Genomic DNA, 17412 nt, shown 5'->3' on the forward strand with positions numbered 1-17412 from the left:
CTCATCCGTTGCGACACTGGCTACTCGGGCCAGCCTGGCCACGGACTGTTCGACGAAGATGTCGCGTGGCCGGCACAGCACCCCGGCCGCGCGCGCCCGGGAAACCACTTGCATCGACAGGATGCTGTCCCCACCCAGGTCGAAGAAGGACTCATCGACCCCGACTCGCTCCAATCCCAAGACGTGGGCATAGATACCGGCCAGGATCTCCTCGATCGCGTCGGTGGGGGCGCGGTAGTGATCGGCGTCGTGATACTCGGGCGCGGGCAAGGCCCGGGTGTCGAGTTTGCCGTTGACCGTCATCGGCAGCGCCTCAATCACCACCACTGCCGACGGCACCATATACGGCGGCAGTCGATCGGCCAGCGCGATGCGTGCCTGGGCGGGGTCGGCTGTTCCGGTGATGTAACCGACCAGGCGTTTGGCGCCGGGGCGGTCCTCGCGGGCGATCACCGCCGCCTGTTCGACACCTGCCAAACTGGCCAGGGCTGACCGGATTTCGCCGAGCTCGATGCGGTAGCCGCGGATCTTGACCTGCTCATCCGCGCGGCCCAGGTAGTCGAGCTGCCCATCGGGGCGCCACCGCACCAAGTCACCGGTGCGATACATTCTTTGTCCAGGGGAGCCGGCCCCCGCGAACGGGCACGCCATGAATCGCGACGCGGTCAGGCCCGCTCGGTTCACGTACCCGCACCCCACCCCGCGGCCGGCCAGATACAACTCGCCGGACACCCCGACGGGCACCGGGCGCAACCGCTCGTCGAGAACAAAGAACGCAGCCCCCGTCACCGGCGAACCGATCGGCGGCACACCCGAACCCGTTGCGAGCGGCGCACTCTTGGATGCCCACATCGTTGTCTCGGTGGGGCCGTAGACGTTGATCATCACCCGTCCGCGCGCCCACCGATCGACCATGTCGGCCGGGCACGGTTCGGCGCCGATCACCAGCGCCGTCGACTCCAACCCCTGCGGGGACAGCATCCCGGCCGCCGACGGCGTCTGGGTGAGAACGGTGACCTGTTCGCCGACGAGCAGGGCGTGGAAGTCTTCCGGTGAGCCGGCCACGGCCTCGTGCACCACCACCAATCGTCCGCCGTGCAGCAGCGCGCCCCAGATCTCCCACACGGAGAAGTCGAAGGCATACGAATGGGACTGTGTCCACACTTGTTCCGGGGAAAGTTCCAGCCCGGCATCCAACGAGTCGAACAGTTGAGTGACGTTGTGATGATTGACCGCAACACCTTTGGGCTCGCCGGTCGTGCCCGAGGTGTAGATGATGTGGGCGATGTCGTCGGGCGACGGCACGGGTGGTGCGGTGTCGGGCTGGGTGTCGATGCGCGGGTCGTCGACATCGATGATCCGAAGGCCGCACTTTTCTAACCGCGACCGCAGTTCGGGAGTGGTGATTGCGGCAATCGGCGCGGCATCGGCCACCATGAACTCGATCCGCGCCTCCGGGTGGGCCGGGTCGATCGGTAGGTATGCCGCGCCGGATTTGAGCACCGCCAAGATCGCGATGATCGCTTCGGCGGATCGCGAAAACAGCAGCGCGACAGACTGGCCGGGGCCAGCACCTTCGGAAGTCAGTAGGTGTGCCAACCGATTGGCGGCCGCATCGACCTCGCGGTAGGTCATCGACCGGCCCTCGAAGGTGACCGCCACCGCCTCCGGGGCGCGGGCTACCTGCGCGGCAAACAGCGCCGGAACAGATGCCCGGGCCGCCGGCTGGGTCAGGACCGCGCGATTGCCGATCTCGTCGAGGCGGGCGTGCTCGTCGAGGCCCAACATCTCGATCGAGGAAAGCCGCTGTGTCACATCAGTGGTCATGGCCACCAACACCCGATGCAGCCGCGCGATCAGCGCTTCGATGGTTCCCGCGTCGAACACGTCGGTCCGGTACTCCACCGTCCCGCGGATCCCGCCGGGCTCACCGGATGCGGTGAAGCGTTCGGTCAAGGAGATAGCCAAATCCGCTCGTGCGGTGTGGGTGTCGATCGGTAGCGGCGTGGCCTGCAGATCGCCCAACGCCAACTCGGCCGGCTCGGCGTTCTGCCAGCCCAACATCACCTGCACCAGCGGGTGATGGGCCAAGGATCGGGTGGGGTTGAGCCGATCGACGAGCACCTCGAACGGCACGTCTTGGTGTTCGTAGGCGGCCAGGCTGCGCTGGCGAACCTGGGCCAGCAATTGCCCGACAGTGGGATCCCCGCCCGTGTCGACGCGCAGCACCAGCGTGTTGACGAAAAAGCCCACCAGCTCGTCGAGAGCGGGGTCGCTGCGTCCGGCGATCGGGAAACCCACGGCCACATCCGAACTCGCGCTGACCGCTGACAACAGCACGGCAAGAGCGGCCTGGACCACCATGAAGCTGGTCGCATTGTGTTCGCGAGCCACCTCGCGTACCCGTTGCTGCAACTCGGCCGGCCACTCCACGGGCACACTGGCGCCACGTTGATCGGCCACCGGCGGGTAAGGCCGATCGGTGGGCAGCCCCAACACCTCCGGCATCCCGGTCAGGGCGTCTTCCCAATAGGCCACCTGCGACGCGATCGGGCTGCCGGGATCGTCGAGATCACCGAATTGCGCGTGCTGCCACAGCGTGTAATCGTGGTATTGCACCGGCAATTCGGCCCAGCTCGGTGCTTCTCCCGCACACCGGGCGGCATACGCCTCACCCAGGTCGCGCACCAGCGGAGCGATAGACCAGCCGTCGGCGGCGATGTGGTGCACTACGCCCACCAGTACGTGCGTGTCTTCGCTGAGTCGGAAAAGTGTTGCGCGCAGGGGAATCTCGGTGGTCAGGTCGAAGGCATAGCTTGCCGCCGCGTCGATAGCCTCGTCCTGCTGGGCCGCGTTCCAGCCATCGGAATCAATGATCTGCCAACCGAACCCGGCGCGATCAGCGGCCAGCACAGTTTGCCGCGGGGTGTCCTCGACCGCCGGGAATACCGTCCGCAGGGTCTCGTGACGGGCGATGACATCGGCCAGCGCGGCCGCCAGTGCGTCGGAATCAAGGTGGCCGGACAGCCGCAACGCCACCGCGATGTTGTAGACCGCGGATGGTCCCTGCAACTGGCTCAGGAACCACAACCGCGATTGGGCGAACGACAAAGGCACCACCGCCGGCCGCTCGAGAGCAACCAACGGCTCCAGCCTGCCCTGGCCGGTAGCGATGCGGGGTGCCAGCTCGGCGATCGTGGGAGCCTCGAACAATGCCCGCACCGAAAGTCCGGCATCGAGTGCGTGATTGATCGCGGCGATCGCCCGCATTGCCGCGAGCGAGTCTCCGCCCAGATCGAAGAAGGACTCCTCGATCCCGACCCGGTCGGCACCCAGGACCTGCGCGTAGATCCCGGCCAGGATCTCCTCGACCGCGGTGGCCGGCGCGAGGTAATGCTCAATGTCGCGGTAGTCCGGTGCCGGCAGGGCCCGCGTGTCGAGTTTGCCGTTGACCGTCAACGGCAACGCGTCGATCACCACCACTGCGACCGGCACCATGTACGCGGGCAATTGCTGGGCCAACGCGCCGCGCAGCACGGCCGGGTCGGCGGTTCCGGTGACATAACCAACCAAGCGCTTGTCACCCGGGCGGTCTTCGCGGGAGACCACCGCGGCCTGCTCCACTCCGTCCAATCCAGCCAGCGCGGCCCGGATTTCGCCGAGTTCGATGCGGTACCCGCGAATCTTGACCTGCTCATCGGCGCGCCCGACATAGTCCAGCTGCCCGTCGGCACCCCAGCGAACCAGGTCGCCGGTGCGATACATCCGCGCGCCGGGCCCGCCGAATGGGCAGGCCACAAACCGTGCTGCGGTCAACGGTGCTCGGCCCAGATAGCCGTATCCCACGCCACGACCGGCCACGTACAGCTCGCCGACCACCCCGGTGGGCACCGTGCGCAACCAGTCGTCGAGCACAAACAGCGCCGCTGTCGACACCGGCGCACCGATCGGCACCGCTGCCCCGGCACCAAGGGGCGCGCTCATCGCGGCATAGATCGTGGTTTCGGTGGGGCCGTAGGCGTTGATCATCACGCGTCCGGGCGCCCACCTGTCGACCACTTCGGCCGGGCACGCCTCGCCGCCGATCAGCAGTGCCGTCGATCCCAAGCCTTCCGGAGACAAGGCCGCCACCGAGGAGGGCGTTTGGGTCAACACGGTGACGCGTTCACTGACGAGCAGGGCGTGGAAGTCGTCCGGCGAGGCGGTCACCGCCTCGGGCACCACCACCAGTCGTCCGCCGTGCAGCAGCGCACCCCAGATCTCCCAGACCGAGAAGTCGAACGCATAGGAGTGGCACTGGGTCCACACCTGTCCCGGTGGCAGGCCGGCGTCCAGTGAGTCGAGCTGCTGGGTGATGTTGAGGTGGGTGATGGCTACGCCCTTGGGCACGCCTGTGGTGCCGGAGGTGTAGATGATGTGAGCGATGTCCGCGGCTGCCGGTGTCGGAAGCGCGGTGGGGGGTTGTGCGTCGACAGCGGGGTCGTGGATATCAATGACCCGCAGGTCGTAGCCGCCCAATCGGTCGGACAATGCGGAAGTGGTCAGCGCGGTCGTCGGCGCGGCATCGGCGAGCATGAACTCGATCCGCGCCGCGGGGTGGGCCGGGTCGATCGGAAGATAGGCCGCGCCGGTCTTCAACACCGCCAAAATCGCGACGATAGCGTCGGCCGAACGCGAAAACAGCAGTGCCACAGACCGTCCCGGAGCTGCTCCCCGGCCGGCGAGTAGGTGCGCCAGCCGGTTGGCAGCTTCGTCGAGTTCGCGATATGTCATCGCGCGGCCGTCGAAGGTGACCGCGACCGCATCGGGGGTGCGCGCGGCTTGTGCGGCGAACAATGCCGGCACCGATACCTCGGTCGCGCGCTGCGTCAACACCGGCCGGTTGCCCAGCCGATCCAGGCCGGCGCGCTCGTCGGCGTCCAACAGATCCATCGACGAAAGCGCCAGCGTGGGGTCGGCGGTCATGGCTGCCAAAACCCGTTGCAAGCGCTGCGTCAGTTCCTCGACATCGAAATCCGCATACGGTTGCCCGGCACCGGCCGTGGTGAGGAACTGTTCGTCACCGGTACCGACGAAGAACAGCCCGAAGTGGCCTATCGGTCCAAAACTGGTGTAGGTCGCCGTCGCCGGGACCCCGGCGAAGTTCAGGGTGAGTCTGGACGGGATGAAATTGACGACTACCCGACTCGCGGCCTGCCCTGCGCCGCCAAGGCCGCGATCGCTCTCAAGGACCTGCACCGGGAATCGTTGATGCCGCAAGGCTTCTCGTGTTTGCGAGTCGACATGCTTGCAGAAGTCGGCGACCGTCGACCCCGGTGATGCCTGCAAGACGAGTGGCACCACCCCGGCGACCATCGCGGGAAGCGTCTTCGACTCGGGATGGACCCGCCTGCTGACCGGGAAGTCGAGCACCACTTCTGAACCGCCGGCGCACCCGCGCACCAACAGTGCACACGCCGCGGTGATGACCGAGGTTCGACGGACCCCCAGCGCTTTGGACAGCTGTTTGATTCGGCCGACGACGGACGGGTCCAGTTGGACCGGCGCGGTGGGCTCAGCCGGATCTCGCCGGCCGGCGGCTTGCGGCAATCGATAGTCCGGTCCGCTTTCCGACGGGAGGTTTGCGGTCCAGTAGGCCAGATCTTCGGAGTAATCGGTTGACGCCTCGTACTCCAGCTCGGCGCGAACCAGGTCCTGCAGCGAGCCGAAGAACGTGGGAGAGGTGGGCGTACCCGAAACAATTGCGGTGTAGGTAGCCGCAATCCGGCGGCCGACCAGCGCAATGCCCAATCCGTCGAGGACTATGTGGTGGCAGCAGGCAGACCAGTAGTATTCGTCGAGTTTCGTTCGGAATAAAGCAAATTTTAGTAGCCGGCCATCCAGCGGCATGGGTGTGCGCTGAATCGATGCCGCAATCTCTCGGGCCTCGCCCACCGCATCGGGCGAGCCTCTGAGGTCATGGAAAGTCAGCTCGAAATCCGGGTAATCGATTGCCTTTTGGAAAACCTGACCGTCTACTTCGAAGAAGGCGGCGCGGCAGGGCTCGGCCTCCTGCAGCGTTTTGCTGATTGCCTGCTTAAGCAAATCAGGCTCGACCGCGCCTTCGATTCTGATGAATAGGCCGAGTTGCCAGTCGGTGCCGGAGCGGCCCGTTTCCTGTGAGAGCCAAATATCTAATTGCCGGCGCGTCAGCGGAAGGGCGCTGGCGTCAAGTTCCATCCGATCGCCCCCTACCCAAAAGGCTTACAAAATAAGGGCCTCATCTGGTGGCGGGTTCCGCAGATTCTCTGGCCGTATTTCGGTGCAATAGCGTGCGACACAGTCGAAAACGGCAGCGCGGGTCGCCACATGGCTAACCGCTTAACCACGGGCAGTGACGTCCGCGTTTGCCCACCCCGGGCGGTGCTGCTGGTCGTCGTTGACCCTGACCTAGAGGTTGTCGTTGTCGTCGTCGACGGAATGTTGCTCACCGGTCCTCCCCACACGCCTAATCGACATGAGTGGAACAAACCCTAGTAGAGGTATACCGGCTTCGACAGGGATATCGGCAAAGTTCCTGGTGTTAGCTGGCTGTTGCCCGCAATTTATCGCGCAGCGAAGTCCGCACTGCGAAACTGCCAGGGCCGCAAGCGATCTGGCTTCCTGGTTATCCCCAGCCAGCGGCCCTGAGTAATCGAGGTTTACGCTACCGGCTGCAGGGCATCGCCGCTACCCGAAATCTCGGGGTAGCGCGCCCTGTGGGTCAGCGCGCCTGACCCTGCGTGGCCAGGAAGCCCGCGACACCGCGGACGAGCGCGTCGGCGTACTTCTGCCGGCCATCTGCAGACTCCATCAGCGCCGAATCGACGGGGTTCTTCATATTGCCGCACTCCACCAGGATCGCCGGGTATTGCGCCAGGTTGAGACCGGTGAGGTCGGAACGTCCGTACAGCCCGTCCTGGCCGATGTAGGTGGCCGGCGGGATGCCGGCGGCCTGCATCTGGTCGCGCATGATCCGCGCGTACTGCACCGACGGGCCGGCCTGCACCTGGTTGAGCGGCGGGGCCGAGTAGTTGACGTGGAACCCGCGGCCGGACGGTGGGCCGCCGTCGGCGTGGATGCTCAGGATCGCGTTGGGCCGCAACGAATTGGCCACGTTGGCGCGCTCATCGATACACGGACCCAGTCCGGTGTCGTTACCGCGGGACAGCGCGGTCCTCACACCCAACGCTGTCAGCGCGGCGCGAACCCGCAGCGCGGTGTCCCAGGTGAACGTGTGTTCCTGGTAACCGCTGTTGGTCGCGGTGCCGCTGGTCTGACAGTCCTTGGTGCCGCCGCGGCCGGTGGTGACCTGCCGGCCGATGGACGCGTCGTTAGCGCCGTTGTGGCCGGGGTCGATGAAAACGACCATGCCGGCGATGTTGGACGGCACCGCGGTCGCGGTCGGAGCGACCGCCGTCGAGGCAGCAATCAGTGCGCCGACCGCCAATTTGATTCCGACACGCCTGCTCAGTCGTAGATCCACGGCGCAAAGGTAGCGCCGCGCGGTCTACGCTGGGTGTTTCGAATCGCCCGACATCCACAGGCGAAACCAACTCGAGACCAAGATGCGAGGGGATTGTCATGCAACCCGGAGGCGATATGTCGGCGCTGCTCGCCCAGGCGCAGCAGATGCAGCAAAAGCTAATGGAGGCTCAGCAACACCTCGCGAACGCCGAGATCCGCGGTCAGGCGGGTGGCGGCTTGGTCGAGGCCACTGTCAAAGGCAGCGGCGAGGTCGTCGCGGTGAAGATCGATCCATCGGTCGTCGACCCCTCGGACATCGAGACCTTGCAGGACCTGATCGTCGGCGCCATGGTCGACGCTTCCAAGCAGGTCGCCCAAATGGCACAGGAGCAGTTGGGGTCACTGACCGCCGGCTTGGGCGGCCCACCGGCCCCGCCTACTCAGATACCGGGGCTCTGACCCACCTAGATGTTTGAGGGACCGGTCCAGGATCTGATCGACGAGCTCGGCAAGCTGCCGGGTATCGGGCCAAAGAGCGCGCAGCGCATCGCCTTTCATCTGTTGTCGGTCGAACCGCCGGACATCGACCGACTCACCGCCGTGCTGTCGAAGGTCCGTGACGGCGTCCGCTTCTGCGCGGTGTGCGGCAACGTTTCCGACGACGAGCGTTGTCGGATCTGTGCCGATCCGCGCCGGGACGGCTCGCAGGTGTGTGTCGTCGAGGAGCCCAAGGACGTCCAGGCCGTCGAGCGCACTCGCGAATTCCGCGGCCGCTACCACGTCCTGGGCGGTGCCCTTGATCCGCTGTCCGGCGTCGGCCCCGATCAGCTGCGGATCCGCGAGCTGCTGAGCCGCATCGGCGAGCGGGTCGACGGTGTGGACATCACCGAGGTGATCATCGCGACCGACCCCAACACCGAGGGGGAGGCGACGGCTACCTACCTGGTCCGGGTGCTGCGCGACATCCCCGGCCTGACCGTCACGCGAATCGCGTCCGGGCTGCCGATGGGCGGCGACTTGGAGTTCGCCGACGAGCTGACACTGGGGCGCGCGCTCACCGGCCGCCGGTCCATGGTCTGACCCGTAGACCCGTAGACCCGTCACGTCGTCACGACGGCGAAGTTATCGCTGGCGGCCCACGCCTCTTCGAACGTCGCGATCCAGACCTGCTCATCGCGGCCCGTGGGCACGCCGCTGTCGTTGAGGTGCACCACACCGGCGCTGGTGTCGATCCCTATGACGACCACGAAGTGGTTTTCCTTGGTGCGGTTGCCCGGTTTGTTCCAGATGACTTTGTCGTTGACCCCGACGATGACCTTGCGTCCCTGATCCAGATCGCGCACCAGCGCGTCGGTGTCGGGGTGGACTACGTCGGCGTGAATGCCGTAGTGCGCCAATAGCGGCGCCAGGTCACGATTGTTCGTTCTGCCGCCGGGGTGGTAGATCGGCCCGGGGTGGGCGGCGCTCGGGAGGTTTTCAGCCGCGGCGGTGATTTCGTCCTCGCTGGGCTCGTGGCCGCTGATCTGGCCGATCACATCGGCCGCCGCCATCTCCCCACAATCGAAATCCTGTTGCTGATAGCGCCAGTAGGGCGCGGCGGCGGCCGGGTCGCCGTGCATCCCGACGCCGGTGTGTGGCGTGGGCGCACTCGGGGTGGCGTCGGCCACACCGGCGAATGCGACCGCCGCGGCCAGGCTCAACGCAGCCGCGAGGGCGCCGAGGTGTGTCGTCCTGGCCATCGTCGGTGGGGTGCTGGTCATGGGGCCTCTTTCTCGAGCCGCCGCACAGCATCGGCGTCGAGAAGAGAGTGGGGTGCGGGCCTAAAAGGAATCTTGTTGCGCTGGCAGCCGAGCCGCAGCGGCGAGCGGGTCGACGGTGTAAACATCACCGAGGTGATCATCGCGACCGACCCCGACATCGTGGGGGACGCCGGGGCGCGCGCTCACCGGCCGCCGGTCCATGGCCTGACGTTCCTCAGGCTTTGCTCAATTGGAAATGCCTCGTAAAGGTCGTGCCCAGCTCTCCACCACACGCGTCTGACGTCGTCGTCTGGCCTTCTCCAGCAAGCGACACGGCATCGAAGCCGTAGTTGACAGTCACCGGGGCCGATGCGCCGTTCGGGCACGGCGCCTGGGCTGTCCCGCGGTGAGTCCATCGTCCATTGGCGAGTTGGAATTCCCAGCTGATGACGAACGTCCCGCCATCTTGCGAGGTCGCCAGGGTGCAGTCCGATCCGCACGGGACGAAGAGCCAGGCGGTCGGCCTGTCGGTGTCCGCGTAGAGCACGTTGTACCGGCCGTTGAGGACTTCCGGGGCCGCGCACGCCGGTGTTGACGACGTGATCAACGCAGCCGCGCCGAGCAGTGCGGCGCTGGCGGCCATTCGCGGGCTGATTTTCGCCATCTCGGCCCGCACGGTTAGCGCGCCGCCAGTCGTTCGCGGCGCAACAGCTCCACCTCGGGCAGCTCCAGCGGTGCCAGCCGGCCCACCACCTTGCTCAGCAGCAGGTCGGCCAGCTCCGGGTTGCGGGCCAGACACGGCCCATGCATGTACGTCGCCACGACGGTGCCCTGAAGCACGCCGTCAAAACCGTCGCCGAGCCGGTTGCCGGCCCCCTTGACGACCGCGCCCAGCGGTGCGGCGGCGGGGCCCAACACGGTGCCGCCGCGGTGGTTTTCAAAGCCGGTGAGCTGCTGGGTCAGCCCGGCCAGCAGCGGCCTGCTCACCAGCTCGCCGATCTTGCGGGCATCCTGCGGGGAGGTTGTCGCATCCAGCATGCCGACACCGTCGACCCGCTCCCCGGAGGACGTCTCGTACCAGTGCCCGAGCACCTGGACGGCGGCACAGATCGCCAGCACGGGTGCGCCGCGCTCCGCCGCGCGCTGCAGGCCCGGGTACCGCTGCAGGTGCCGGGTGGCCAGCCGCTGCGCGTAGTCCTCGGCGCCGCCGAGGGTGTACAGGTCCAAGGACTCGGGTACCGGGTCGGCCAGCGTGATCTCCACGATCTCGGCGGCGATACCGCGTAGCCGGAGCCGTTGGCGCAGCACCACCGCGTTCCCGCCGTCGCCGTAGGTGCCCATCACGTCGGGCAACACCAAACCGATCCGAATTGTCGAGTCAGCCATGCCGTGCCAATGCTCGGTGCAGCTGCAAGAAGGCGGTGTAGTTGGCGACGACCTCGACTCGCCCCGGCGGGCAGGACGCGATGGCCGCCAGGGTGTCGTGCACCAGGGTGTGCTCGACGCCCGCGTACCCCAAGCGCACCGCCAGGTCGGTGCCGCGTTCGCCGGCGGCCACCACCGCGGTTTCTTCGAAGTGCTCGAAACGCACGTCCCACAGCCAGGACAGGTCCTCGCCGTCGGGCACCTGCCCGTTGACCGAGATGACCACCCCGGCTGCGTGCTTGTCGACCATCGACAGCGCTTCCTGCCAGCCGGCCGGGTTCTTGGCCAGCAGAATCCGCGCGTCGTGCCGGCCGATCCGGACGGTCCGATAGCGGCCCGCGACCTCGTCCACCCCCGACACCGCCGCAGCGGCCGCCGTCGGGTCGGCACCCAGCGCGACGGCGGCCGCGACGGCCTGGGCCGCATTGCCGCGATTCACCGCGCCGGGCAGCGCCAGCCGCATCGGCAGGGCCAGCCCGTCGGGCCCATACAGCATGTCCTCGTCGAACCACCACTGCGGACTGGGCCGTTTGAAGTCGGCGCCGGTGGAATACCAGTGGCCCCGGTCGCGGACGATCACCTCGCCGCTGCGCGGGCAGCTGACGGAGTCGTTAGCCCACCCGCCGCCGGCGGCCACCCACACCACATTCGGGCTGTCGTAGGCGGCCGAGGTCATCAGCACGTCGTCGCAGTTGGCAACGACGACCGCGTTCGGGTGGCGGGCCAGTCCGGCCCGCAGCGTGCGTTCGATGACGTTGATCTCGCCGACCCGGTCCAGCTGATCGCGCGACAGATTGAGCAGCACGACGACGCTGGGCTCGACGGCATCGGAAACATGCGGCACGTGCATCTCGTCGACTTCCAGGGCCGCCAGTCCGGCGGTGCGGTCGGCGGCCAGCGCGGCCACCAGGCCGGCGTCCATATTGGCGCCTTCGGCGTTGGTGGCGACCGAGCCCAGCGTGCCTAGAGCGGCCGCGGTCATTCGGGTGGTGGTGGACTTGCCGTTGGTCCCGGTGACGACGACCGTGCGCCGTCCAGCGCCGAGCTGGCGCAGGATCGAGCGGTCCAGCGTCATCGCGACCAGGCCGCCGATCATCGCCCCGGCGCCGCGCCCGGTCAGCCGCGACGCCCACCGCGCGCTCGCCCCTGCGGCGAGGGCTAGACGTGCCCGGGTGGTGACCACCCGCGCAGTTTAAGGGCGATCGCCAGCGCGGCGCTTTTGCCGGGCGTAGCGGGTCGGCCTCGTCAGGTCGAGTGCGATCGCCAGCGCGGCGCTTTTTGCCGTCGCGACTTAAGTGCCGACACGAATGCGCAGCGACCGGGTGATGTCGGTCAGACATGTCATCCTCAGCCTATGAACGGGGTGTTCTGGGGTCGCCCGGCTAGCGAGCCGGACGGGGGTTGGGCCGTCATCGACGTCGAGACATCGGGTTTTCGCCCAGGTCAGGCACGGATCATCAGCCTTGCGGTGCTCGGCCTCGACACCGGCGGTCGCGTCGAACAATCCGTCGTCAGCCTGCTCAACCCCGGCGTCGACCCCGGCCCCACCCACGTGCACGGGCTGACCGCCGCGATGCTCGAGGATCAGCCGCAGTTCGGCGACATCATCGGTGACGTGGTCAAGGTGCTGCGCGGCCGCACGCTGGTGGCGCACAACGTCGCCTTCGACTACGCATTCCTGGCCGCTGAGGCCGAGCTCACAGCCACCGAGCTCCCCGTCGATAGCGTCATGTGCACGGTCGAGCTGGCCCGGCGACTCAATCTCGGCGTCGAGAACCTGCGGCTGGAAACCCTCGCCGCGCACTGGGGAGTGACCCAGGAGCGGCCGCACGACGCGTTCGACGACGCGATGGTGTTGACCGGGGTTCTCGCGTCGGCGCTCGAGCGGGCCCGCGAACGCGACATCTGGCTGCCGGTGCATCCGGTCACCCGGCGCCGCTGGCCCAACGGCCGGGTGACCCACGACGAGCTGCGCCCGCTGAAGGCGCTCGCCTCCCGGATGCCCTGCCCGTATCTCAACCCGGGGCCGTATGTCCGCGGCCGGCCGTTGGTCCAGGGCATGAGGGTGGCGCTGGCCGCCGAGGTACGGCGCACGCACGAGGAGCTCGTCGAGCGGATCCTGCACGCCGGGCTGGCCTACACCGATGTCGTCGACCGCGAGACCTCGCTGGTGGTGTGCAACGCCGACGCGCCCGAGCAGGGCAAGGGCTATCAGGCCCAGCAGCTGGGGGTGCCGGTGGTATCCGACGCGCAGTTCATGGACGGCGTCGGCACCGTGATCGGCGGCACCAACATGGACGAGTTCGTCGACGCCACCTCGGCCGACGACCAGCTCGCGCTGTTCTGATCACCGCCGCGACGCGCGGTTGACCGCCGACACCACGGCGCGCAGCGATGCAGTGGTGATCGACGGGGCGATGCCCACACCCCACACGGTGCGGCCACCCACGGAAGCCTCCACATACGCCGCGGCCTGTGCGTCGTCGCCGGAACTCATCGCATGCTCGGAGTAGTCCAGGACGGCGACGTCGAATCCGACGCCTCCCAGCGCGTGGACGAAAGCCGCGAGCGGGCCGTTGCCGGAGCCGCTGATCTCGGTCTCGGTCCCGTTGATCTTGACAGTCGCGGCGATCCTGGTGGTGCCGCCATCTTCCTCTGAGGCATCGACTCGTTGCTTGATCCGCTCCAGCGGCATGATCGGCGCCAGGTACTCGTCGAAGAACGCGTCCCACATCTCCTTCGGCGACACCTCACCGCCTTCGCCGTCGGCGATCTTCTGAATCACCTGGGAGAACTCGATCTGCAGCCGTCGCGGCAAGGCCAGGCCGTGGTCGGCCTTCATGATGTAGGCGACCCCGCCCTTGCCGGACTGCGAGTTGACCCGGATCACCGCCTCATACGTGCGACCGACATCGCGCGGGTCGATCGGCAGATACGGCACCTGCCAGAGCATGTCCTCGACGTCGCTGTCCGCGGCGTCGGCGTCGGCCTTCATCTGGTCCAGGCCCTTGTTGATGGCGTCCTGGTGGCTGCCCGAGAACGCGGTGTAGACCAGATCGCCGCCGTACGGATGACGCTCGTGCACCGGCAGCTGGTTGCAGTACTCGACCGTCCGGCGGATCTCGTCGATGTTGGAGAAATCGATCTGCGGGTCGACGCCGCGGGAGAACAGGTTCAGCCCCAGCGTCACCAGGCACACGTTTCCGGTGCGCTCCCCGTTGCCGAACAGGCAGCCCTCGATCCGGTCAGCGCCGGCAGAAAAGCCCAATTCGGCTGCGGCGACAGCGGTTCCGCGGTCGTTGTGCGGATGCAGGCTCAGGATCACCGACTCCCGGTTAGCCAAATTGCGGCTCATCCACTCGATCGAGTCGGCATAGACGTTGGGAGTGGCCATCTCCACCGTGGCGGGCAGGTTGAAGATGATCGGGTTGTCCGGCGTCGGCGCGATGATCTCGCCGACGGCGTCGCACACCTGCTTGGCGTACTCCAATTCTGTTCCCGTGTAGGACTCCGGCGAATACTCGAATCGCCATTGCGTGTCCGGGTATTTGGCCGCCTCTTCGACGCACTTGCGGGCGCCCTCGGTCGCGATGGCTTGCACCGCGGCCCGGTCGGCGCGAAATACCACGCGGCGCTGCAGGATTGACGTCGAGTTGTAGAAGTGCACGATCGCCCGGTGTACGCCTCGGCACGCCTGGAAGGTGCGCTCGATCAGCTCCGGCCGGCACTGCGTCAGCACCTGGATCGTGACGTCGTCGGGAATGGCGCCGTCGGTGATGATTTCGCGCACGAAGTCGAAGTCGGTCTGGCTCGCCGACGGGAATCCGACTTCAATCTCCTTATAGCCCATGCCAACCAGCAGGTCGAACATGCGCCGCTTGCGGGCCGGGCTCATCGGGTCGATCAACGCCTGGTTGCCGTCGCGCAGATCCACGGCGCACCACATCGGGGCGCTGCTGATGACACGGTCCGGCCAGGTGCGGTCGGCGAGCTCGACGGATTCGACTTCCTGGGCGAAGGGCCGGTATCGGTTTACCGGCATCGACGAGCCGCGCTGCGGATTCCACGCGGGCTGATCGGGTCGGGGTGGGCCCGCGGGCTTTTGGACGGTGCGGGCCGAGGTGTATGCGTCGGGGTTCGCGGGCGGGGAAAAGTTGTTCACGGTAGTTGCTCCGGGGATGTCATAGGGACTTCAAACCGGCGCATGGTGAACACCCGCGACGGGAGGCCGGTCTGGATCAGACCCCGTCGCGGCGTCCGAGAAGGAGCACCCGCTGCACGGTCTGAACTCTACCGCGATCAGCGCCTGGGCGAAAACTACGTCGAATCGAGACCGTAACCGCAGGCTGTGGCACCCGCCATCGGGTCAAAAAACAAGATGCGCCGCCACGTATTCTGTTGTGAACTTGAACCACGTCCGTAGGGCCGGAAGGGCAGGCAACGAAACAGTGGCGCTCGTCGTACAGAAGTACGGCGGATCCTCGGTGGCCGACGCCGACCGGATCCGTCGTGTCGCGGAACGCATCGTCGAGACCAAAAAGCAGGGCAATGACGTCGTCGTGGTGGTCTCGGCGATGGGCGACACCACCGATGACCTGCTGGATCTGGCCCAGCAGGTGTGCCCGGTGCCGCCGGCCCGCGAACTGGACATGCTGCTGACGGCCGGTGAGCGCATCTCCAACGCGCTGGTGGCCATGGCGGTCGAATCGCTCGGCGCCCGCGCCAGGTCGTTCACCGGCTCGCAAGCCGGTGTCATCACCACCGGCACCCACGGGAACGCGAAGATCATCGACGTCACGCCGACCCGGTTGCAGTCCGCGCTCGACGAGGGCGACGTCGTGTTGGTCGCCGGCTTCCAGGGTGTCAGCCAGGACAGCCGGGACGTCACCACGCTGGGCCGCGGCGGCTCGGACACCACCGCTGTCGCGCTGGCTGCCGCCTTGCATGCCGACGTCTGCGAGATCTACACCGACGTGGACGGCATCTTCAGCGCCGATCCACGGATCGTGCGCACCGCCCGCAAGCTGGACACCGTCACCTTCGAGGAAATGCTCGAGCTGGCGGCCTGCGGAGCCAAGGTGCTGATGCTGCGCTGCGTGGAATACGCCCGCCGCTACAACTTGCCCGTACACGTCCGGTCGTCGTACTCGGACATACCAGGCACCGTCGTCGTCGGATCGATCAAGGACATACCTATGGAAAGCCCCCTGCTGACCGGAGTTGCGCACGACCGCAGCGAAGCCAAGGTGACCGTTGTCGGGATTCCGGACATCCCCGGCTATGCGGCCCGGGTCTTCCGCGCGATCGCCGAGGCCGACGTGAACATCGACATGGTGCTGCAGAACGTCTCCAAGGTCGAGGACGGCAAGACCGACATCACCTTCACCTGCTCGCGCGACAGCGGGCCCACCGCGGTCGCCAAGCTGGACTCGCTGCAGGACGAGATCGGCTTCACTCAGCTGCTGTACGACGACCACATCGGCAAGGTGTCGCTGATCGGTGCGGGCATGCGCAGCCATCCCGGGGTCACCGCGACCTTCTGTGAAGCGCTCGCCGCGGTCGGCGTCAACATCGAGCTGATCTCCACCTCCGAGATCCGGATCTCGGTGCTGTGCCGCGACACCGAACTAGACAAGGCCGTCGTGGCGTTGCACGAGGCGTTCGGGCTCGGCGGCGAGGAGGAGGCCACGGTGTATGCGGGGACGGGTCGGTAAATGGTTGCCATCGGCGTAGTAGGGGCCACCGGTCAGGTGGGCCAGGTAATGCGCAAACTGCTCGATGAGCGCGACTTCCCGGCGACCAGCGTGCGGTTTTTCGCGTCCGCCCGCTCGCAGGGCCGCAAGCTGGAATTCCGCGGCCAGGAGATCGAGGTCGAAGACGCCGCGACGGCAGACCCGACCGGCTTGGACATCGCGCTGTTCTCGGCCGGCAAGACCATGTCGTTGGTGCAGGCGCCGCGGTTCGCGGCCGCCGGGGTGATTGTGATCGACAACTCGTCGGCCTGGCGTAAGGACCCCGAGGTGCCGTTAGTGGTGTCCGAGGTCAACTTCGCTCGCGACGCCGGCAACCGGCCCAAGGGCATCATCGCCAACCCGAACTGCACGACGATGGCCGCGATGCCGGTGCTCAAGCCGTTGCACGACGAAGCCGGGCTGCAGCGCCTGGTGGTGTCGAGCTATCAGGCGGTGTCCGGTAGCGGGTTGGCAGGTGTCGAGGAGCTGGCGACCCAGGCGCGCGCGGTCATCGACGACGCTGAGCAACTGGTGCACGACGGGCGGGCACTGCGGTTCCCGGAGCCGAAGACCTACGTCGCACCCATCGCCTTCAACGTGCTGCCGCTGGCCGGGTCGTTGGTGGACGACGGCTCGGGCGAGACCGACGAGGACCAGAAGCTGCGCTACGAGAGCCGCAAGATCCTGGGCATTCCCGAGCTGCTGGTGAGCGGGACCTGCGTGCGGGTTCCGGTGTTCACCGGGCACTCGCTGTCGATCAATGCCGAGTTCGCCCGGCCGCTTTCGCCGCAGCGGGCCTCCGAACTGCTCGGGGCGGCACCCGGCGTGAAAGTCGTCGACGTGCCGACCGCCCTGGACGCCGCCGGCGTCGACGAATCGTTGGTCGGCCGGATCCGCCGCGACGAAGGGGTACCGGACGGGCGGGGCCTGGCGCTGTTCGTCTCGGGGGACAACCTGCGTAAAGGTGCGGCGCTCAACACCATTCAGATCGCCGAGCTGCTGGCCTCGGAACTACATTCGGCATTGTGATC

Annotated in this window: 12 protein-coding genes (1 of these 12 running past the window's edge); 5 read left to right on the forward strand and 7 right to left on the reverse strand. The window is 67.1% G+C overall.

Features of this window, described 5'->3' with window-relative positions; all coding sequences use genetic code 11:
* Both ACZY0B_RS00580 and ACZY0B_RS00585 read right to left on the reverse strand, forming a co-directional pair.
* Positions 1-6219, reverse strand: partial view of a non-ribosomal peptide synthase/polyketide synthase gene (locus tag ACZY0B_RS00580; RefSeq protein WP_463761990.1) — the 5' end (the start) only. The gene continues 24981 nt to the left of window position 1, outside the view; 6219 of the gene's 31200 nt are visible here — the first part of the coding sequence; its start codon is at positions 6217-6219; the stop codon falls past the left edge of the window.
* Positions 6220-6742: 523 nt separating this feature from the next.
* Positions 6743-7504: an Rv3717 family N-acetylmuramoyl-L-alanine amidase gene (locus ACZY0B_RS00585; protein WP_463761991.1), complete on the reverse strand. Its 762-nt coding sequence runs from the start codon at positions 7502-7504 to the stop codon at positions 6743-6745.
* Between the two features lie 98 nt (positions 7505-7602).
* Here ACZY0B_RS00585 and ACZY0B_RS00590 point away from each other — a divergent pair, with 98 nt between their 5' ends.
* Together ACZY0B_RS00590 and recR are read left to right on the forward strand one after the other, a co-directional pair.
* Positions 7603-7944: a YbaB/EbfC family nucleoid-associated protein gene (locus tag ACZY0B_RS00590; protein WP_463761992.1), complete on the forward strand. Its 342-nt coding sequence runs from the start codon at positions 7603-7605 to the stop codon at positions 7942-7944.
* A gap of 9 nt (positions 7945-7953) precedes the next feature.
* Positions 7954-8565, forward strand: a complete 612-nt coding sequence (recR, locus tag ACZY0B_RS00595; protein ID WP_463761993.1) for a recombination mediator RecR — start codon at positions 7954-7956, stop codon at positions 8563-8565.
* A 20-nt stretch (positions 8566-8585) separates the two neighbouring features.
* On the opposite strand, the gene ACZY0B_RS00600 is transcribed toward recR, so the two are convergent.
* From ACZY0B_RS00600 to ACZY0B_RS00615, 4 genes are all read right to left on the reverse strand, one after another.
* The gene (locus ACZY0B_RS00600; protein ID WP_463761994.1) at positions 8586-9245 is read right to left on the reverse strand and encodes a C39 family peptidase; all 660 of its coding nucleotides are present in this window, start codon (positions 9243-9245) and stop codon (positions 8586-8588) included.
* Positions 9246-9459: 214 nt separating this feature from the next.
* Positions 9460-9888 (reverse strand): hypothetical protein, encoded by a 429-nt coding sequence (locus tag ACZY0B_RS00605; RefSeq protein WP_463761995.1) that lies wholly within the window; start codon positions 9886-9888, stop codon positions 9460-9462.
* 14 nt (positions 9889-9902) lie between these two features.
* Positions 9903-10610 (reverse strand): type 1 glutamine amidotransferase, encoded by a 708-nt coding sequence (locus ACZY0B_RS00610; RefSeq protein WP_463761996.1) that lies wholly within the window; start codon positions 10608-10610, stop codon positions 9903-9905.
* Complete coding sequence (locus tag ACZY0B_RS00615) at positions 10603-11832, reverse strand: MurT ligase domain-containing protein (protein WP_463761997.1); 1230 nt, start codon at positions 11830-11832, stop codon at positions 10603-10605. Before ACZY0B_RS00615 ends, ACZY0B_RS00610 begins: the two co-directional genes overlap by 8 nt.
* A 171-nt stretch (positions 11833-12003) precedes the next feature.
* Between ACZY0B_RS00615 and ACZY0B_RS00620 the strand changes: the two genes are divergently transcribed.
* Positions 12004-12996, forward strand: a complete 993-nt coding sequence (locus tag ACZY0B_RS00620; protein ID WP_463761998.1) for a DEDDh family exonuclease — start codon at positions 12004-12006, stop codon at positions 12994-12996.
* Here ACZY0B_RS00620 and leuA read toward each other — a convergent pair whose 3' ends face one another.
* Positions 12997-14811, reverse strand: a complete 1815-nt coding sequence (leuA, locus tag ACZY0B_RS00625) for a 2-isopropylmalate synthase (RefSeq protein ID WP_463761999.1) — start codon at positions 14809-14811, stop codon at positions 12997-12999. It abuts the gene before it with no gap.
* A gap of 286 nt (positions 14812-15097) precedes the next feature.
* On the opposite strand from leuA, the gene ACZY0B_RS00630 reads away from it, so the two are divergent.
* Both ACZY0B_RS00630 and ACZY0B_RS00635 read left to right on the forward strand, forming a co-directional pair.
* Positions 15098-16363 (forward strand): aspartate kinase, encoded by a 1266-nt coding sequence (locus ACZY0B_RS00630; RefSeq protein ID WP_463762000.1) that lies wholly within the window; start codon positions 15098-15100, stop codon positions 16361-16363.
* Entirely contained in the window at positions 16364-17410 is a 1047-nt protein-coding gene (locus tag ACZY0B_RS00635) for an aspartate-semialdehyde dehydrogenase (RefSeq protein ID WP_463762001.1), read from the forward strand.
* The last annotated feature ends 2 nt before the right edge of the window (positions 17411-17412 follow it).

The sequence above is a fragment of the Mycobacterium sp. IDUB_19 genome, from assembly GCF_055419445.1.